This is a genomic window from Amycolatopsis sp. NPDC104775, from assembly GCF_055583325.1.
Map to the genome: position 1 here is coordinate 485,904 of NZ_JBVJOE010000003.1, position 19,993 is coordinate 505,896.

Here is a 19,993-nt window from a genome sequence, read left to right on the forward strand (position 1 = left end):
CGGTCTCTTCGGATCAGCGGGCTTTCCGCGTCAGTTCCCGGATTTCGCCCGGCGTTCGGCGTCCTGCTCGAACTTCGAATACCGGAACGGAGCGGCCAGCAAGGCGGGATACGACGTCGGCAGCCGGACGCCGCCGGTAAGGCCGATGTCCTCCGGCGGGCGGCGGCCGTTCGGGCGCAGCAGGGTGCCGAACATCCAGTCGTAGAACATGATCTTGCCGCCGAAGTTGCTGTTGGCCTCGGCGAGGTCGCGCAAGTGGTTCCAGCGGTGCAGCCAATAGTAGAAGAATTCGCCGACCACCAGTGCGAGCGCGGCCTGCGCGGCCGGAGGCCAGCCGGTCGGCCAGAAGGTGAAGCCGATCGCGCGGGAAAGCGGGACGGAAAGCCAGTAGAACGCCGCGAACAGGGTCGGTTCGACCATGCGCGCGATGACCACCAGCACTACTGCGCCGGAGATCAGATCGGTGAGCACGCCTTTCCGGCTCCGGTCCCAGCTTTCGTAGTACGACTGCACGCGTTCGACCACCGCGGTCACGACAACGGCGAACGCGGTGGTCAGCGCGATGACGGCGAGCGGCGGGAAGTGCGACCGAAAATCGCGCCGGGAATTATCGAAGATTTCCCGAAACGCTCGGAATAGCTTCCCGCGACCCGGAAGCGAAGACAACACAGGGGCGGCAGGCAGTCGCCGCTATTTCGCCCCGCCAGCGAGACGAAATAGCGGCGCCTTCCCGAAAAGTAGTGCCCGGCGATCACTTCCCGCGCAGCACGACGGGCAGGCTGCTCAGCCCGGACAGGAAATTCGAGTAGATCCGGGACGGCGGTCCGGCGGCCTCGATTCCGGCGGCGAAGTCCCGCAGGGCTTCCAGGATCGCGGCGATCTCGATCCGGGCCAGCTGCGCGCCGAGGCAATAGTGCGGCCCGACGGCGAAGGTCAGGTGCCGGTTCGGCGAACGCGTCAGGTCGAACCGGTCCGGACGGTCGAACACCCGCTCGTCGCGGTTGGCGGACACGTTCCACAGCACGACCAAATCGCCCGGTTCGATCGTGGCTTCGCCGACGGTCAGCCGTTCGACCGCCGCCCGGCCCTGGTGCATCGACGGCGTGGTCCAGCGCAGGATTTCCTCGACCGCGGTGTCGATGCCTGCCTCGCCCGAGCACAGCGCGCGCCACTGCCCGGGGTTGTGCAGCAAGGCCTGCACTCCCCCGACGATGGCCAGCCGGGTGGTTTCGTCCCCGCCGAGCACGAGGCTGTAGCAGTTGAAGACGACCTCGTCCGCGTCCAGCGGCCGCCCGTTGACCCGGCTCGTCACCAGGGCGCTGACCAGGTCGGCGAGCGGGTCCTCGCGGCGGCGCTCGGCCAGTTCGGTGAAGTAGAACAGGATGTCGTTCTTGGCCCGCCAGGCGTCCTCCAGGGTGTGCTGCGCCTGTTCGGAGCTGACCGCGGACGAGGTGAGCTCCAGGATGTGCGGACGGTCGGCCTCCGGGACGCCGAGCAGGTCGCAGATCGCGACCAGCGGCACGTGCGCGGCGACGTCCTTGGCGAAATCGCAGCTGCCCCGGGACACCGCGTCCTGGACCAGCCGCCGCGCCGCGCTCCGGATCCGGACGGCCGCCGACGCCAGCGCCTCGCGGGTGAACGACCGGAGCAGGATCTTGCGCACCTCGGCGTGCCGGACGCCGTCGGTCACCGAGACCATCCGGCCGCCCGCCGAATCGCCGCGGCCCATCAGCGCGTCCAGCACGTTGCCGCGTTCGGAGGTCAGCGCGCGGTCGTCCTTGTACAGCCGGTCGACGTCCTCGTAGCGGGTGATGTTCCAGAACCCGTCGCGGCCCTCGGCGGGCGGCTGCCAGTGCGCGGGCCGGGTTTCCCGCAGCCGCGCCCACACGTCGTGCAGATCGGTTTCGGCGTGCAGGCGGGGGTCGGCGAGGTCGAGCGCGGCCAGGTCCCGGGCGGACGCCGGTGCGGCGGTTGTCGTCATGGTCGGTTCTCCAATGCCGGGGACGGACGGGGTCAGCTGATCAGCCTGCGGCGCATCGAGCGGATCGCGAGGGCGCCCACCAGCGCGGCGAACGCCAGCAGCACGCCGGAATGCACCAGGTCGGCCGGGGCGAGTTCGCCGAACGCGCTGTGCCGCACCAGTTCCGCGCAGTGGTAGACCGGGTTGAGCTGGTTGACCCAGTGCAGCCAGGCCGGCATGCCGCTGACCGGGAAGAAGACCCCGGCCGCCATCATCACCGGCGTCAGCAGCCCGGACACCACGAGCCGCAGGCCGTCGATCGTCGGCACCGAGGCCGAGACCCACACGCCGAACAGGCCGAACCCGGCTCCGGCGACCAGGCAGATGACCGGGACCAGCAGCAGTTCCGGGCGCGGCGGCAGCCCGGCCGCCAGCACCACGACCAGCGGGGCGCAGCCGTAGACCATCGCTTTGACCGCGTACCAGGAGGTTTCGGCCACGACGAGGTCGCGCACGCCCACCGGTTCGGCGAGGATCGCGTCGTAAAGCTTCTGGTACCGGCGGCGGGTGTAGGTCTCGAACATCCCGGCGAAGGCGGCGGCGAACAGCGCCGAGGTGACCACCATGCCGGTGCCGATGAACTGCAGGTACGGATGGCCGTCGGCCGAGCGGACCAGCGGCGCGAAGCCGAGCCCGAAGCCGATCATGTACATCAGCGGCTCGACGAGCGCGCCGAAGGTGACCGACAGCCAGTGGTCGCGGAACAGCAGGGTTTCGCGCAGCCAGATTGCCTTGACCGTCGGCCAGCCCGAACTGCTCTGTCCGGTCTCCTCGCCGGGCTGGCTGTCCGTGACGGGAACCCTGACGGAATCGGGTTCACTCAGGGTTCCGGCGGCGGCGGGGGAATCGGTGGCTGGGGTGGTCATGTGAACATCTCCCCGGTCAGCATCACGAACACGTCCTCGAGGTTGGTCCGGCGCAGCACGTCCGGCGGGCCGAGCCGGTCGTGCACCGACGGCGGCATGTCCTCGGCCCGCAGCACCGAGACCGCGAGGCCGGTGCGGCGGCTGGGCAGGTGCGCCGCGTCGGCGATCGCGACGACCTCGCCGCGGCGGCGGTCGTTGCCCTGGTATTCGGCGGCCTGCTTGCCGACGTGCCGGTCCAGCAGTTCCGCGACGGTGCCGTGCGCGATCAGCTTGCCCTCGAACATCACGGCCACCTCGTCGGCGAGGCGCTCCGCTTCCTCGATGTAGTGCGTGGACATCAGGATCGTGCTGCCGCCGGCGCGCATCTCGTCGATGAGGTCCCAGAGCTCCTGGCGGATCTGCGGGTCGAGGCCGACCGTCGGCTCGTCCAGCAGGAGCAGGCTCGGCCCGGCGAGCACGCCGCGGGCCAGCAGCAGCCTGCGGCGCATCCCGCCGGACAGGCTTTCCACCCGGCTGCCCGCGCGGTCGGTCAGCTTGGTCGCGCGCAGCGTCCGCGCGACCGCCTCGTCGATCCGCGGCTTCGGGATCCGGGCGAACCGGGCGAACACCTCCAGGTTTTGCCGGACGCTCAGCTCGATGTCGAGATTGTCGTGCTGGGGAACGACTCCCACGCACGCGCGGGCCTCCCGCGCCGCGGCGGGCAGCCGCCAGCCGAGCACCTCGATCTCGCCGCCGTCGGGCAGCGCGAGACCGGTCAGCATCCGCATCGTGGTCGACTTGCCCGCCCCGTTCGGGCCGAGCAGGCCGAGGCAGATCCCGGCGCGGACGTCGAGGTCGAGGCCGTCGACGGCGGCCAGCCCGCCGTATTTCTTGACGACGTTCCGCAGCCGGATCGCCGGCCGGGGCGCGGCGGTGCCGCTCGGGTCCTTCATTTCCTGTCTCCCTCAGTTTCCGCGGGTTTCGGTCTTGGGCAGGGCGGCGGCCAGCTCGCGCGCGGTCGGGCAGTCGAACACCAGCTCGGGGTCGAGTTCCCCGCCGAATTCGGACCGGATCAGCCCGGCCAGCGCGACAGCGCCCGCGGAGTCGCCGCCTCGGTCGAAGAAGTCGTCGTCGGGGGTGGTCTCGTTGTCCCCCAGCGCTTCCCGGAAGAGGCGCAGCACGACCGCTTCGGTCGTGGATCCGGCTGGCGCGACGAGGTCCAGCTGTCCGTCCGGGAGCAGGCGGGCTCGTTCTCCGGTCGGGTGCCCGCCGAAGGTCAGTGCTCCGGGCACGCCGAAGGGCACTGGGTCGCCTGCCTCGTCGAGGACGGCGACGCCGGGCAGTGGCGTCATTCCCGGACGGCTGGGGTCGTGTTCCGTCGCGGCGAGGCACAGGCCGGTGGCGGGGTGTTGGCGGAGCCACCACAGGCCTGGCCATGGTGCCGTGGGCAGTCCGGTGGAGATCGTGCGCAGGCCGGGGCGGGCGGTCAGCCGGGAGGGGTCGGCCAGGAGGGTCGTGACGCCGAAGCGGGTGATCCAGTTGCCCAGATCGGGACTGGTGAGCGGGGGCGCGCAGATCAGCGTCGCACCGGCCGCGATCGGGGCCAGCAGTTCGGCCGGGGCCGGATCGGCTTGCAGGAGAACGACATCGGAGCGGTTCAGGCCGATTCGCCGGGCCAGCGCCGCGGGTTGCGTGGAAAGCACCTGCCGTGCAACGGTTTCGTCCACTGTGGATTGTTGCCGGACCGCGCCGTCGGCGGTGAGGACGAACGCCGGGTGGGCGTCCGGTGGTGTCCAGCGCGCGCCGACCCGGTCGATCGCGAGCAAGGCGGTGACCAGTTCAGCGGTGGTGCCGAACTGGCAGGTGACGCGGTCGTCGTGGCCGATTCCCTGTTCCCGCAACCGATCCGCTGCCGCGTTCACCTGGTGGTCCAGTTCGCGGTAGGTCGTGGAGCCGAGCGCGGTGGCGTCCGGGGTTTCGCGGGCGTGCTGGGCGAGCAGTGCGGAGATTTCTTGGCCGGGCTCGGCGGTGGTCAGCTCGGCGATCCGGCGCAGGGTGTCTTCCGGCAGGGCGCCGACCTCGCGCACCGTGGTAGACGACGGGGCACTCAGCCGGGCCAGGACCGTTTCCAGGTAACGCAACCGCTGATCAAGGTCACTTTCGCTGTACCGCCCGATCGCTTGCACGGTCAGGTCGTCGCCGATGCGGATCACCAGGGTGAGGCCGTAGTTGGTGCGGGTTTCGTACTGGATGTCCTCGACGGACACCGGACTGTCCTGCGGCAGCGCGCTTTCCGGGTAGTTCTCGAAGGCAACGAGGGTGTCGAAGAGCGCGGTGCCCGCCGGGATCGCGGCACAGGCCTGGATGTCGGGCAGCGGCAGGTATTGGTGGTCGTGCAGGCGGCGGCGCCCGGAGCGGTACTCCTCCAGGAAGCGCGAAACCGGGAGGTCCGGGGAAGGACGCACCCGCACCGGCACGGTGTTGACGAACATCCCGACCATCTCGCCCGCGCCGGGCAGCTCCGGAGGCCGTCCGGCGGTGGCGGCGCCGAAGACGACGTCGTCCCGGCCGGAAAACCGGCTGAGCACGATGCCCCACGCGCTCTCGAACAGCTCGCTCAGCGTGATCCGGTTCCGGAGCGCGGCTTGTCGCAGTGCCGCGGTCCGGTCCGGCGGGATGCGGAGGCGGGCCGTGCGGTACGTCTTGGTGCCAGGGTCGACCGGAGCGGGCTGGACCCCGGCGAGATACGACGTCCAGAACTCCCGCGCCGGGCCGGGCGGACGGCGGAGGATCCACTGGACGTAGTCGCGATACGGCGGCGGGACCGGGCCCGGTTCAGCTCCGGCCAGCAGGTTCGCCACCTCCGCCAGCAGCAGCCCGGCCGACCAGCCGTCGAGCAGGAGGTGGTGATAGGTCCAGATCAGCAGGTGCTCGCCGGGGCAGCGCGCGACCAGCAGCCGCATCAGCGGGGGCCGGGCGAGGTCGAATCGTTCGGACCGGCGGCGTTCGGTTTCGGCGGCCAGGTACGCCGCGCGCTCCCCGTCGGTGAGGCCGGTCAGGTCGGCGAAGTCGATCCTCGGCTCGGCGTCGGCGACCACGACCTGGTGCGGTGTGCGGATTCCTTCCCAGGCGAAGCCCGTGCGCAGCACCGGATGGCGGGCGAACACGGTGCGCCAGGCGGCGGTCAGCGTTGCCTGGTCCAGTTCGCCGCGGATCCGGAACGTGGTGAGTTCGACGTAGCAGCCGTCGATCGGCGACGTCCGGCTGTGGAAGAGCATTCCCTCCTGTGCCGGGGAAACGCGGTACAGCTCGGCTACCGCGGTCATGGCGTCTCCCCCGTTCCGGTGGCGAACATGCCCAGCACGGTCGCCAGTTCGTCCTCGTCCAGCTCGACGTCCGGCGCTTCCGGCTCGTCCGCGGCGGCCTCTGGTTCTCGCACCGCAGCGGCGAGGCCGGCGACGGTCGGGTTCGCGAAGACGGCGCTGGGCGAAACGGCGAGACCGAGCCGTTGCGCCTCGGCGGCGATCTGCACGATCAGCAGCGAATCCCCGCCGAGTTCGAAGAGGTCGTCCTCCACGCCGACGCGTGGGACTCCGAGCAGCCGTCCCCAGATTTCGGCCAGCACGGTCTCGGTTTCGTCCCGCGGCGCGAGGTAGTCCGCCTGGACCGCGCTCGGCCGCGCGGACGGCTCGGTTCGCTCCGGCTGGGAGGCCCGGGTCCGCTGGCTGACGACGATGTGCGGGAGGTGGCGGTTCGCCAGCACGCGATCGAACGCGGCCAGGGCTTCCTTGGTGGTCAGACCGGTTTTGGTCTCGCCTTTCGCCGGAAATTGCCGCAAGAGGAAGCCTTCCACCCGGGCCACCGGGTTTCCGTCCGCGTCGGTGAGATCGAGGTCGGCGGTGGTCGTGCCTTGCTGGCCTCGGTCGACCCGGCGGATCCAGGCGTACAGCTCGCTGGGCAGGTCTCGGTAGGAGATCAGCCGGTGGTAGCCGACTGGCAGTTCGGGACCTGCCGCGACTGCTCCGGTGGCGACGTCGAACAGCGCGGGGTGCAGGGGGTGGGCGGGGAAGTCGGTCTCGAAGGCCGGGGCGAGGCGGAGGTTGAGAAGTGCCTGTGCCTCGGTCGACCAGGCGCCCGCGACGCAGTCCCACCGCGGTCCAGTGGTGACGAGGCCGGTTTGCCTGCTGGTGTCGAGGGTGTCCATTGTAGACGTTTTTGGTTCGGCCGGTTCGGGAAGCTCTCCCCAGTGCGCGGTGACGAACCCGCGGGCGTGGTTGCCGACCTCCCAGGTGTAGCCGTTTTCCTTGGGGTGCAGGCTGATCACGACGTTGGACAAGTCGTCGACTGGGTTGAGGAAGCGGACGTCGCTCAGCTCGACCGGGCCGGTGTGGCCGGGTTCGGCCAGGCGGTAGGCGGCGATCGCCAGTTCCAGCAGCGCGCTTCCCGGCAGTACTGGGGTTCCGGCCAGGAGGTGTTCTTCGCTGAGCCAGCGGGTGTGGGTATTGCGCGCCAGGCGGAATTCGGTTGCGCCGCGGGCGTCGAACAGGGGGTGCTCGAAGGGTTCCAGGGGTGTTTTTGGCTTGGTTACGGTGCTTCGGGCCGCCATGCCGACTTCGGCCCAGCCGTCCCAGCCGATGGAGACGAGGCCGTCGGCGGTGTGGGCGAAGGTGTCGAGGAAGGCGTTGGCACCGCTGTACGCGGATTGGCCGGGGACCCCGGAGACGGCCATCGTGGACGAGCAGAGCGCGAAGAAGCTCGGGCGGTCTTCACGCAGGATGCGGTGCAGGAGCACGGTTCCGGCGACTTTGGCCGCGAGCACCCGGCGAATTCCGGCGCGGGTGGCCTGGTGGGCCAGCGCGCCGCCGGGGACGCCCGCCGCGTGCACGACGCCGGCGATGGGGCCGACGGCGGTTTTGACCCGGGCGAGGATCGGGCGGAGTTCGGTTTCGGCGGAGACGTCGGCCTGGGCCAGGCAGATCGTCGCGCCGGTTTGCGCCAGGGCGGTGAGGAGGGTTTCGGTGGCGGGGTCGAGGGGCGGGCCAGCGGGGGTGTGGGGTGGGCGGATGGAGGTCCATAGTGGACTGTCGGGGAAGTTCGAGCGGCCCAGGAGGACCAGGGCGGGGGCGCCGGAGCGGGCCAGGTGGAGGGCGATCTGGCCGCCGATGCCGCCTAGGCCGCCGGTGATCAGGCAGGCTCCGGTGGGGTGGAGGGGTGGGGTCGATTCGCTGGCTTGCGCGGCGAGGGTGTTGGGCGGGTCGGTCGGGTTGGCCGAAGGCTGTGGCATGGTGGCCGGTGTCGGGAGGCTGCGGGTGGGAGGGATCGGCGATTCACCCGCCCGGCTGGGCAGACCGGCGGCTGGTGTGGTCTGCGGGTGCACGGATTCGCTGGCTCGCGCGGCCAATCCGCTGGGCAATTCGGCCGGGGTGGCCGAAGGCTGCGGCATGGTGGCCGGTGACGGCAGGCCGCGGGTCGGAGGAAGCGGCGATTCACCCGCCCGGCCCGGCAGATCGCCGTCCGATCCGGCCGGGGTGCCCGGCAGTTTCGGCAGATCGTGCCTCGGCAAGGGCGATTCGGCCGAGCCACCCGGCGGAACCGGCGATGCACCCGCGCAGCCAGGCAGGCCGCGGAGCAGGGACGACAGGTCGCCGTCCGATCCGGGGAGGTCGGCGGGTTCCCACGTCCGCACCCAGCGGGCCGGGCCGTGGGCGGCGATCAGGGGTGGGCCTTCCGGGGGCCAGTCGGCGGAGAGCAGTTCCGCGCAGACCCGTTCGGCCAGGGCGGTCAGGGCGGTGCCGTCCTCGGGCCACAGGTCGAGGCATCGGGCGGTCAGGCCGGGCAGTTCCAGCGGGATCGCCTGGACCGGGCCGAGCACCGCGGCCGAATGCGGGGTTTTCGGCGGTCGGGCACCCACCGCTTGGGCGGCTCGGGTGACGCACAGCAGCCGGACTGGGTGGCCGGGGAAGGTGTCGGCTAGGGCGCGGGCCAGGAACAGCGGGTCGGCGACGGCTGACTCGGCCGCGGCGGCGATTTCGGATGGGGTGGCGGATTCCAGGTCCGGGTCGTCGAAGGCGCGGCAGAGCACGGCCGCGTCCGGGGTGCGGCCTTCGGCGCGGAGCCGGGTCAGGAGCGGGGCGAAGTCCTCGCCAGCCACTTCCACGACGGTTCGGCCGAGGGTGCGGAGTTCCTTCGTCACAGCGGCGCCGAGGCCAGCGGTGTCCGAGACGACAAGGACTGCCCCCTCCCCTGCCTCGGGCCGAGCGGGCAGCGGGCACCGCGTCCAGTTCGGGACGTGGTAGCGCGAGGCCGCGACCGGAGCCGGGGCGGGGGTGGACGGTTCGAACCAGTGGCGGTCTTTCGCGAACGGGTAGCCGGGCAACGAGATCCGGCGGCCGGTGCGGTGGCCTTGGGCCTCCCAGCGCACTTCGGCGCCGTGCGACCACACCGCGGCCAGTGCGGTCAGCCAGCTTGGCGGGGTGTCCACGCCGTCGGTGCCTCCGGTGAGACCGGGGAGCACCAGGCGCGCGGGGTCGGTCCGGCGGGCTGCCGACGCGAGGCTTCGGCCGGGGCCGAGTTCCAGTAAGGGGCCGGAGGTCTCGGCCACGGCGGCGGCGAAGCGGACTGGTTCCCGGACCTGCCGGATCCAGTATTCGGGGGAAGTCGCCTCGGCCGGAGTCAGCGTGCGGCCGGTGACGGTGGAGACGATCGGCAGCTGCGGTTCGGCCAGATGCACGGCGCGCACCTCAGCGGCGAAGGCGGCGAGGATGCTGTCCTGGTGGTGTGAATGGAACGCGTGCCGAGTCGCGAGACGCTTCGTGGAAACGCCCCGTTCGGCTAGCCGGCGTTCGACGGCGGCCACGGCTTCGACGGATCCGGCCAGCACGCATCGGTCTGGGGCGTTGACGGCGGCCAGGGAGACGGCGGGGCTAAGCAAGTCGGTCAGCTCGTGCTCTGGCAGCGGGACGGAGACCATGGCGCCGGGCGGGGTGGTGGCCATCAGCCGTCCCCGGGCGGTGACCAGGCGGGCGGCGTCCGGCAGCGGGAAGACTCCGGCCACGCAGGCTGCGGCGTATTCGCCGACGCTGTGGCCGATCAGTGCCCCGGGGGTGACGCCTAGCGAGAGCCACCACGAAGCCAGTGCGTATTCGACGGCGAACAGGGCTGGTTGGGCGATTTCGGTGCGGTCGAAGAGATCGGGGTGTGCTGGGTCTAGCAATAGCTGCCGCAGCGACGGGTCTAGGGCGGCTAGGGCGTCGTCTAGGGCTGCGGCGAAGGCGGGTTCCGTGCGGTGCGGTTCGGCGGCCATGCCTGGGTAGCCGTTGCCTTGGCCGGGGAAGGCGAAGACCGGCGGCGAACCCGTCGATGAGACGGACTTCGCGGTGCGCAGGGCGGTGGCGGTATCGGGGCCGGTTTTGGCTACGACTGCGCGACGGGTCGGGTATTCACCTCGGCCTAGTTGGAGAGTGTGGGCGGCGTCGGCGAGATCAGCACCGGCTAGGGCGTCGGCGGTTTGTCCAGAAAGGACGGTCGCGGCTTCGGGGGTTCGGGCGGAGATCGGGATGACGTGCCATTCCTCGGCGGAGGACCGCGCGGGGGCAGGAGGGGCGTCGCGCAGGACTAGGTGGGCGTTGGTGCCGCCGATGCCGAAGGAGCTGACTCCGGCGATGCGGGTGCCGTCCGCACCTGGCCATGGTTCGGCGGCGGCCAGTACGCGGAAACGGCTTCCGGGCAGGCCCCGGTCGGGGTGCGGGCGCTGAAAGTGCACGGTGGGGACGAAGTGGCGGTGTTGCAAGGAAAGCACCGTTTTGATCAGCCCGGCCATTCCGGCGCAGGTGTCCAGGTGGCCGACGTTCGATTTCACCGAGCCCAGCACGCAGTCGCCGGACGAGCCCTCGAAGACCCGGTTCAGCGCGGCCAGTTCGATCTGGTCGCCCAGTGCGGTGCCGGTGCCGTGCGCTTCGACGCAGGAGACGTCGCTGGGGTCGATTCCGGCGACCCGGTGGGCGGCGGTGATGACACGGTGCTGACCGTCCAGGCCGGGGGCGGTGAAGCCCACCTTGCGGTTGCCGTCGTTGGCGACGGCGGAGCCGAGCAGCACCGCGCGGATCGGGTCTCCGTCGGCGACGGCGTCTTCGAGGCGTTTCAGGACGACGGCGGCGACACCGCTGCCGAAGACCGTGCCTTGAGCGTCCGCGTCGAAGGGGCGGCAGTGGCCGTCGGGGGAGACGATTCCGCCTTCGGTGAACTGGTATCCGGAGTCTTGGCCAAGGCCGATCGACACGGCGCCGGCCAGCGCGACCGAACATTCGCCGGACAGCAGCGCTTCTCCGGCCAGGTGCACGGCGACCAGGGCCGACGAGCACGCGGACTGCACGCTCAGGCTCGGGCCGGTGAGACCGAGCCGGTAGGACAGCTGGGTGGCCAGGTAGTCCTTTTCGCTGCCGGACAGCCATTGCACGGACGAGCGGTCGCCCAGTTCGTGCGCGGCGGGCAGCAGGTTCCGGGCCAGGTAGGAGTTGAAGCCGGCCGCCGCGTAGACGCCGACGTCTCCCCCGCGGTCCGGGCGGAGACCGGCGTCCTCCAGCGCGTGCACGGCGCACTGGAGGAACAGCCGGTGCTGCGGGTCCATCAGCGCGGCGTCCCTCGGCGAGATGCCGAAGTACTCCGCGTCGAACTCGTCGATGCCGGGCAGCGCCCCGCCGGCCGGGACGAATCCCGGTGCGGTGGCGTCGATTCCGCGCGCGGCGAGGTCGTCGCCGGAGAAGAAGCTGATGCCCTCGCGGCCGTTGACCAGGTTGTCCCAGAACTGGTCCGCGTTCTCGGCGCCGGGGAACCGGCAGGCGAGGCCGACGATCGCGACCGCGTCTTCCAGGCCCGCTGGGCCCGCTAGTTCGTCGTTCATGATCCCTGCCTCACGGATTCGCGCCGGCTCTCCCGCCGGCGCCGGTGGTGGCCGCCGCGGCCTTCGGCGACCGGTGCGGCCGGTGCGACGGACGGCCGCCGCGCCGGGCCGTCGCCGGTCAGCAGCGCGGCGAACTGCCGGATCGTCGGCCGGTCGAACATCTCCACGATCGGCACCTCGCGGCCGAACTCGGCCCCGATCCGGCGCTGCGCGCGGACCAGGTGGATCGAGTTGGCCCCGAGTTCGAAGAAGTTCGTGTCCACGCCGACGTCTTCGACCCCGAGCAGCTCGCGCCAGATCGCGCTGAGCCGGTCTACCACACTGTCCGAAGTGGACGGAAGAGAAGGTGCGGGCTTCTCCGGCGCGGAAGCGGCGCCAGCGAGTTCGATGAGCCGTCGCCGGTCGACTTTTCCGTTGGCGCTCAACGGCAACGCGTCGACTACCCGAACCTCGCGCGGGACCATGTAGGACGGCAACCGCTCGGCGAGCCCCGCCCGCAGGGTGTCCTCGACGCTCTCCGCGGGAGCCCCGGCGGGAAGGCCGCAAAGCATGCTGTGCAGCTGGGTCTGGCCCGGCTCCAGCAGCAGGCCGTCTTGCAGCGGGCCGTCGTAGACGTCGCCGATCGAGCACAGGGCGAGGCCCGTGTCCGCCGCCCGCTGGCGAAGCAGTTGTGCGATGGCACCGGCTTCCAGCAGGCAGAATCGCTCGGCGAGTTCGCCGTACTGCGGTTCGATCGCCGAGTTCCGCGCGACGAGGAAGATCGCGAAACCGGCCTGTTCGGCGAGCGGGCGGTTGCGTTCGTCGTAGAGGGCGGAAGTGAACCAGTCGCCTTGTTTCAGCGACACCAGCGCCGCGTCGACCGGGTCGTAGTAGTAGGTCCCGGCGGGCAGGCCGCGGACGCCGTTCTCCCCCACCGCCAGGTAGGCCTGCACCGGGTAGAGGCCGCCCGCCGACGCGTAGGCGTACCTCGGCATTCCGTCTTCGCGGTATTGGCCGAGCACGGACAGCAGGCTGGTGACCGCGGCGAGCGCGACCGGGCCTTCGCCGAACGCCTTCGCGGACACAGCGGTCGGCGCGGCATCGAGACCTGCGGCTGGGTAGCTGACGTTTCCGGTCAGGTCGGTCCGGCGGCCGGGCGAGCTGAACCGCAGGGCCAGTTTCGCCACCGCTTCCGGATCGGGAACGCTGGCAGCGGCGGCGACGGGAGCCGGTGCCGGGGCGGGCCGTTCGGCGACCACAAAGGACACCAGCTCGGCGCTCGTTCCCTTGCCCCGCACCACGACCGCCGATTCGCGGACGCCGGGCAGCTTGAGCAGGGTCGACTCGATCTCGGACAGTTCAATGCGCATTCCGCGCACCTTGACCTGGGTGTCCTCGCGGCCGAGGAATTCGAGCGTGCCGTCGGGAAGGTGGCGGGCGAGGTCGCCGGTGCGGTAAAGCCGTTCGCCGGTCGACGGATGAGTAATGAAGGCCCGCTCGGTCAGCTCCGGCGCGTGCCAGTAGCCGAGCGCGACGCCGATGCCGCCGATGTAGAGCTGTCCCGGAGCCCACGGCGGGCGCGGGCGCAGCTGGCTGTCCAGCACGTGCATCGTCTGGTTCCGCAGCGGGCGGCCGTACGGGATGCTCGGCCAGTCCGGGTCGACGTCGCCGACCGGGTAGTACACCGACCAGATCGACGCTTCGGTCGCGCCGCCGAGGCTGATCACCTCGGCCGGCGGGCACACCGCGCGGATCGCGTCCGGCATCCCGGTCGGGATCCAGTCGCCGCTGAGCATCACCAGCCGCAGCGACGCGAGTTCCGTACGCGGGCTGTCCCCGGCGTAGGCGAGCAGCATCTCCATCAACGCCGGGACGGAATTCCAGACGGTGACCCGGTTCCGCTCGACCGAGGCGGTCCAGCTCGCCGGGTCGCGGATCTCGTCCGCGCCGGGCACGACGAGCGCCGCGCCGGCGGCGAAAGCGCCGAAGATGTCGTACACCGACAGGTCGAAGCCCAAGGCGGACAACCCGAACACCCGGTCCGCCGGGCCGACGCCGAACCGCTCGTTGATGTCGGTGACGGTGTTGAGCGCGCCGCGGTGGTCGATCACGACGCCCTTGGGCTGGCCGGTGGAGCCGGAGGTGTAGATGACGTAGGCGACGTCGTCGGCCGAGGCGGCGGGCGGTTCGTAGGGTGCGCCGGACGGGACCGGGTCGAACGGGATCCGCTGCACGCCGGGCGGAAGGTGCCCGGTGAGATCGTGGTCCGGCAACGCGATCAGCGCGGCGGCTTCGGCGTGTCCGAGCACCTGCGCCACGCGCGCGGCGGGCAGGCGCGGGTCGACCGGCAGGTACGCGGCTCCGGCGCGCAGCACGCCGAGCACCGCGGCCACCTGTTCCCAACCGCGTTCCACCAGCACGCCGACCAGGTCGCCACGCCCGTGTCCCGCCGCGGTGACGGCTTCGGCGACAGCTCGCGAAGCGGCCTCCAGCTCGGCATAAGTACGGTTTCCGGTCGCGCTGATAACGGCCGTCTCGTCCGGGGTGCGCGCGGCGGTCGCCAGGAACGGCTCGTGCAGCAGTCCGGCCGGGATCGGACCAGCGGTGTCGTTGAACTCGCGGTAGATCTCCGTCTGCGCGGCCGGGAGCAGTTCGGGGCGCTCGTCGGTCCACGTCGCCGGGTCGGCGAGCTGGTGCAGCAGGCCGACGTACGCGGCGAACATCGTGTCGAGCATTCCCTCGGGGAAGAGGTCTTCGACGGCGTCCCAGGTCAGGCGGAGGTCGGGACCTTCCTCGGAGATCTGGTGGTCGAGCCACACCTGCGGCGTCTGCGTGATGGTGTGCGCGACGGTCGCGCCGAACTCTTCGAGCAGCGCTTCCCCGGAGACGTCGGGCGTGCCCAGTTCGCTGGTGAAGACCACGGGCATGGTCGCCTCCGCGACGCCGCCGCGCTGGCGGGCGAGTTCGCCGGCCACCCGCACCCCGCTCATCAGCCGGTGGTCGAGATCGTCCCACAGCTGTTCCTGGACGCGTTTCGCGCGCTGCTCGAAGCTGCCGCCGCAGGCGTCGGAGACTTCGAACATGCTCAGCGCGGTGAAGTCGCCGACCATCGTCGCCAGGTCGGGGTGGTCGCCGGCGCGGTTGAACAAGGTGAGGTTAAGGGTGAACCGGTCGCTGGCCGCCCAGGTGCCCAAGGTCTGCGCGTACGCGGTGAGCGCGAGGGCGGAAGGGGTGATCCGGCGTCCGGCCGCGAAGGACTTGACTCGCGACCACACTTCGGCGGGTACCCGGTGTTCGCGGCGGCGGAACCGGGTCGAGGCCAGTTCGGCGGGCGCGACCCGCAACGGGAGCTGCGGCGCGGGCGGCAGGGTCTCCAGTCGACCGCGCCAGTACTCGGCGGCGCGTTCGTGCGCCGGGCCTTCGCGCAACGCCGATTCGGCCAGCACGTAGTCCCGGAAGGACAGTTCCGGCAGCGACGCGTCGAGTTCGCCCCGGTAGTGGGCCAGCAGCTCGCGCAGCAGGATCCGGACGCTCGCGCCGTCGGCGATGAGCGTGTCGATGCTCAGGTGCAGCCGGACGCGGGTGTCGCCGATCCGGCTGACGCGCAGGTCGAACAGCGGCCAGGTATCCGAGGGCAGCACTTGGTGCGACATGTGCTCGCGAAGCTCGGCGAGCTGAGCCTCAGTGTCCACTTCGGACGCTGCGCGGAGGTCGGTCACGCTGATCGCGTACTCAGGCACCGTCGGGAGGATGCGCTGGGTCCCGTCGTTGCCGAAGACCAGCCGGAGCGCGTCGTGCCGTTCGATCATGGCGCGCCAAGAGGTTTCCAGCCGGGCGACGTCCACATCGGACGCATCCAGTTCGACGTACAAGTGGCACGAGACGTCGCCGCCCATTTCGCCGGTGCGCCCGATCCAGTAGGCGCGCTGGGTGTCGGTGAGCGGGAACGGCTCGTGCCGGTGTGCCGGATCCGGCACGAGCGCGGCGGCTTCCGGCTCGACGGCCGTGCCGCGCAGCCGGTCGATCTCCGCCGCGAGACCCGCGATGGTCGGGGCCGAGAACACCGAACGCAGCGGCAGTTCGACCGCCAGCTCGCGGCGCACCCGCGCGACCAGCTGCGTGGCCAGCAGGGAATGTCCGCCCAGCTCGAAGAAATCGTCGGTGACGCCGGCCTGTTCGATGCCGAGCACGGACTGCCAGATCGCGGCCAGCTCCGTTTCGGTGGGCGTGCCGGGCAGCACGGCCGGTTCCCCGCCGGGCCTGCCTTCGGGAGCGGGCAGCGCGGCGCGGTCGAGCTTTCCGTTGTCCGTGTGCGGGAATTCGTCCAGGACGAGCACTCGCGACGGCACCAGGTGGGCGGGCAGTTCGGCGGCCAGCGCGGCACGCAGTTCGGCTTCCGGCGTTTCCGCGGTTCCCGGCTCCAGCAGGACGTAGCCGGTCAGCGAGGCTTCGTGGGCGCGCACCGCGGCGCGGCGGACTCCGGGCAGCGCGGCGAGCGCCTGCTCGATCTCGGCCGGTTCGACGCGGAAACCGCGCACCTTGAGCTGATCGTCGTTGCGGCCCAGGTATTCCAGTCCGCCGGTGCGTCGCAGCCGCACGACGTCGCCGGTGCGGTACAGCCGGGCGCCGGGCGGGCCGAAGGGGTCGGCGACGAAGCGTTCGGCGGTCTGGCCGGGGCGGCCGAGGTAGCCGTCGGCGACGCCCGCGCCGCCGAGGTACAGCTCTCCGGCCACGCCCACCGGAACCGGATGCCCGGCGCGGTCGAGCACGTGGACGGTGGTGTTCGCGATCGGTCCGCCGATGCCGACCGGGTCCGCGCCCGGCGGCACGAGCGCGCTGGTGGACCAGACGGTCGTCTCGGTCGGTCCGTACATGTTGCGGATCGGGACGCCGAACTCGCGGCCGAGCCGGTCGGCCAGGTCCGCGCCAAGCGGCTCCCCGCCGAGCAGCAGCAGCCGCAGCGCGCGGAAGGCCGCCGAATCGGGTTCGTCCAGCAGGGTCCGTGCCAGCGACGGCGTGCACTGCAGATGGGTGACGCCGTGGTCGCGGACCAGCTGAGCCAGCGACGGCGGTTCGGGCGGGCCGGCCGTTTCGCGCAGCGCGGCCAGCCTCGGCAGCGCGGCGAGCGCCGCGTCGACCGGCACGCCGAAGTCCAGCAGGCAGGCGATTTCGTCCACCCCGGCGGCGGTCAGCCGGGCCACCGTCGGACCGCACTCTTTCGCGGTGCCGATCAGCGAAGCGTCGCGCTGGTAGCGGGCGACGGCGTGGTCGAGCAGCGCTTCGCGGTCGTCGTCGGTGAAATCGGCCGAGCTGAGGTCCATGCCGAGCCCCGCGGCCAGTTTCTCGATCAGGCCGACCGACGTGCGCAGGTAGTCGCGGAAGTGCGGGATCGCCGTCGTCCGGACGTCCTCGGCGTCGGCGCCGACGTAGGTGTGCACCATCAGCGTCACGTGCGGCTGGCCGGGGTGCCCGGCCTCGTGCCATGCCGCGCGGTAGGCGGCGATGCGTTCGGCGAGCTCGTCCACGGTCTGGCCGAGCAGGTGCGTGAGCAGGCCGACGCCGAGCCGTCCGGCGTTGCGGCAGGTTTCGATGTTGCCCGAGGAGGTCAGCCAGCACGGCAGTTCCGGCTGCACCGGCCGGGGCAGGACGCCGATCTCGACCTGGCGGCCGCCCGGGCCCTCGAATTCGGCGCGCTCGCCGCGCCAGAGCCGCCGCACGACGTCCAGCCCGGAGCGGGTCAGCTCGCCGCGGTCCTGGTAGGAATCCTTGGCCAGCACGAAATCGTCGAGGTGCCAGCCGGAGGCGAAGGACAGGCCGACGCGGCCCGCCGACAGGTTGTCGACCACCGACCATTCCTCGGCCACGCGGATCGGGTGGTGCAGCGGCAGCACGACGCTGCCCGCGCGGATCGCCACCCGGCTGGTGTTCGCGGCGACCGCGCCGGCCAGCACGGACGGGGCCGGGAATGGGCCGCCGAACTCGTGGAAATGCCGCTCCGGCAGCCACACCGCGGCGAACTCGTGGCCGTCGGCGAACTTCGCGCCCTCCATCAGGAGCCGATACTGCTCGTGGCCGGGAGCCGACGGGGTGCTGCCGAAGTAGAACAGGCTGAAGTCCGGCCGGGCGGCGTCCGGCCGCGCGCGGTCCGGGGAAAGCACGACGCGGTGGCCGCGGGTGAGCGTCCAGAGGATTTCCAGCACCGAGATGTCGAAGGACACGCTCGTCACGGCCAGCCAGGTGATCGGGCAATCGGCCTCGACGGTGTCGTCCATGGCGCGCAGGAAGTGCGTCAGGTTGCGGTGGCTGAGCACCACGCCCTTGGGCTTTCCGGTCGATCCGGAGGTGTGGATGACATACGCGGGCGAAGCAGGATCCGGGGCGGGATAAGCGAAATCGGCCGCAGGACCGCGCACCGTGAGCACGGCAGTGCCGTCGGGCAGTGCGGTCTGGCCTGGCTCCGCGATGACCACCGCTGGGCGCGCGTCTTCCAGCACGTAGGCGAGCCGGGCCTTCGGGTAGGCGGGGTCGAGCGGAACGTAGGCGGCACCGGCGGCGAGCACGCCGAACAACGCGACGACGAGGTCCGGGCCGCGGTGCAGGCAGATGCCCGCGGTGGTGCCCGGGCCGACACCGGCGGCACGCAGCCGGGCGGCCAGCGTGCGGACGCGTTCGTCCAGTTCGCGGAAGGTCAGCGTTTCCCCGTCGGCGACCAGTGCGGTTTCGTCCGGGCGGCGGCGGGCCTGCTCGGCGAAGGCGGTCACCACGTCCGGGACGCCGGTGAGGCTCAGCTCGGTCCGGTTGACCTCCGCCAGCTGGGCCTGGTCCGCGGGCGTCGGCGTGCAAAGCTCGGACAGCGAAAGTTCCGGATTCGCCGCGGCGGTGCGCAGAACGTGCACGAGTGATTCGGTGAACGCGGTGACAGTCTCGGCGTCGAAGAGATCCCGGCTGTACTCGCAGACGCCCGCGGTCTCGCCGTCGACCCGCGTGAGATCCAGCGCGAGATCGCCGCGGCACCAGCCGTTGTCCAGCTCCACCGGCTCCGCGACGACGCCGGGCAGCTCCAGTTCGACGGCCTCCTCGACCCGGTACCCGAACTGGACCTGGGCCAGCGGCGCGTAGCCGGGGTCGCGTTCCGGGGCCAGCTCGCGCACCAGCCGCTCGAACGGCACCTCGGCGTGCCCGAGGCCGCCGAGCACGGTTTCCTTCACCCGGGTCAGCAGCTCGGCGAACGTCGGGTCGCCGTCGAGTCCCGAGCGCAGCACGACGCTGTTGACGAACATGCCGACCGAACCGGTCAGCTCGGGCAGCGACCGGCCGGCGACCGGGGTGGAGACCGCGACGTCGCGCTGCCCGGAGTACTGCCCGAGCACCGCCAGCCACGCGGTCAGCGCGACCATGAACGGGGTCGCCTTCGCGGCCTTGCCCAGCGCGTCGATCGCGGCGGTGGCCTCGGCGTCGATCCGGAAGTGCACCCGGCCGCCCTGGAACGAGGCGGTGGCGGGGCGCGGGCGGTCGCCGGGCAGTTCCAGCAGCGGGGGCAGCCCGGCGAGGTTCTCGCGCCAGTACCGCAACGGCCCGGCCAGCTTCTCGTCGGTCAGTTCCCGGCGCTGCCACGCGGACCAGTCGCCGTACTGCACTTCCGGCTCCGCCGGTTCCGGCCCGCCGTCGAGGAACGCGCGGTAGCCCTCGCTCAGTTCGCGCAGCAGGTTGGTCCGCGACCAGCCGTCGCCCGCGAAGTGGTGGTTGACGATCACCAGCAGCGATTCGGTCGCGCCGCGGGTCAGCACCGCGCGGAACAGCGGTCCGTCGGCCAGGTCGAACGGCCGTGCCGCCTCTTCTTCCGCGCCGCGCACGAGTTCCGCGGCGTCCGCGTCCGGCCGGTCGACCACTCGCAGCACGTCCTCGGGCGCGGGCAGAACCCGTTGCGCGGGAACGCCGTCCGTCGCGGCCACGACGGTCCGCAGCGCTTCGTGCCGCCGCACGATGCCGTGCAGCGCGGCTTCCAGCGCCAGCACGCTGACCGAGCCGGTCAGCCGGAGCGCGAAATATTCGTTGTAGGACGGCAGACCGGGCTGCAGCTGGTCGAGGAACCACAGGCGTTCCTGTCCGAAGGACAGCGGCGCGGCGGTGCCCGGTTCGCGGGCCGGGACAACGCGTTCCGGCCCGGCGGCGGCCTGGCCGCGCACCCGCTGCTCGAACTTCGCGCGCTGCTCGGGAGAGAGCGCGGCGAGTTTGCGTTGCCGGTCCTTG

Annotated in this window: 7 protein-coding genes; all 7 read right to left on the reverse strand. The window is 71.6% G+C overall.

Annotated elements, in window-relative coordinates; translation table 11 throughout:
• Nucleotides 1-30 precede the first annotated feature (30 nt).
• The 7 genes from ACZ63D_RS16580 to ACZ63D_RS16610 all read right to left on the reverse strand — a co-directional run bounded on the left by ACZ63D_RS16580 (nt 31) and on the right by ACZ63D_RS16610 (nt 19,929).
• Nucleotides 31-534, reverse strand: coding sequence for a sterol desaturase family protein (locus tag ACZ63D_RS16580; protein ID WP_465355158.1), 504 nt, complete (start codon nt 532-534; stop codon nt 31-33).
• A 217-nt stretch (nt 535-751) separates the two neighbouring features.
• Entirely contained in the window at nt 752-1,981 is a 1,230-nt protein-coding gene (locus ACZ63D_RS16585) for a cytochrome P450 (RefSeq protein WP_465355159.1), read from the reverse strand.
• Between the two features lie 32 nt (nt 1,982-2,013).
• The gene (locus ACZ63D_RS16590; RefSeq protein WP_465355160.1) at nt 2,014-2,886 is read right to left on the reverse strand and encodes an ABC transporter permease; all 873 of its coding nucleotides are present in this window, start codon (nt 2,884-2,886) and stop codon (nt 2,014-2,016) included.
• Nucleotides 2,883-3,818 (reverse strand): ABC transporter ATP-binding protein, encoded by a 936-nt coding sequence (locus ACZ63D_RS16595; protein ID WP_465355161.1) that lies wholly within the window; start codon nt 3,816-3,818, stop codon nt 2,883-2,885. The genes ACZ63D_RS16590 and ACZ63D_RS16595 overlap by 4 nt, the downstream gene beginning before the upstream one ends.
• A 12-nt stretch (nt 3,819-3,830) precedes the next feature.
• Nucleotides 3,831-6,191, reverse strand: coding sequence for a condensation domain-containing protein (locus ACZ63D_RS16600; protein ID WP_465355162.1), 2,361 nt, complete (start codon nt 6,189-6,191; stop codon nt 3,831-3,833).
• Entirely contained in the window at nt 6,188-11,764 is a 5,577-nt protein-coding gene (locus tag ACZ63D_RS16605) for a type I polyketide synthase (RefSeq protein ID WP_465355163.1), read from the reverse strand. Before ACZ63D_RS16605 ends, ACZ63D_RS16600 begins: the two co-directional genes overlap by 4 nt.
• A complete protein-coding gene (locus ACZ63D_RS16610; RefSeq protein WP_465355164.1) occupies nt 11,761-19,929 on the reverse strand; it encodes an amino acid adenylation domain-containing protein in 8,169 nt (2,722 codons plus the stop codon). The genes ACZ63D_RS16605 and ACZ63D_RS16610 overlap by 4 nt, the downstream gene beginning before the upstream one ends.
• Nucleotides 19,930-19,993 lie beyond the last annotated feature (64 nt).

What these genes read in the sequence shown, in the direction of transcription:
- ACZ63D_RS16590 (WP_465355160.1), bottom strand. Translation starts at nt 2,886, where the DNA reads ATGACCACCCCAGCCACCGATTCCCCCGCCGCCGCCGGAACCCTGAGT.
- ACZ63D_RS16605 (WP_465355163.1), bottom strand. Translation starts at nt 11,764, where the DNA reads ATGAACGACGAACTAGCGGGCCCAGCGGGCCTGGAAGACGCGGTCGCG.
- ACZ63D_RS16595 (WP_465355161.1), bottom strand. Translation starts at nt 3,818, where the DNA reads ATGAAGGACCCGAGCGGCACCGCCGCGCCCCGGCCGGCGATCCGGCTG.
- ACZ63D_RS16585 (WP_465355159.1), bottom strand. Translation starts at nt 1,981, where the DNA reads ATGACGACAACCGCCGCACCGGCGTCCGCCCGGGACCTGGCCGCGCTC.
- ACZ63D_RS16600 (WP_465355162.1), bottom strand. Translation starts at nt 6,191, where the DNA reads ATGACCGCGGTAGCCGAGCTGTACCGCGTTTCCCCGGCACAGGAGGGA.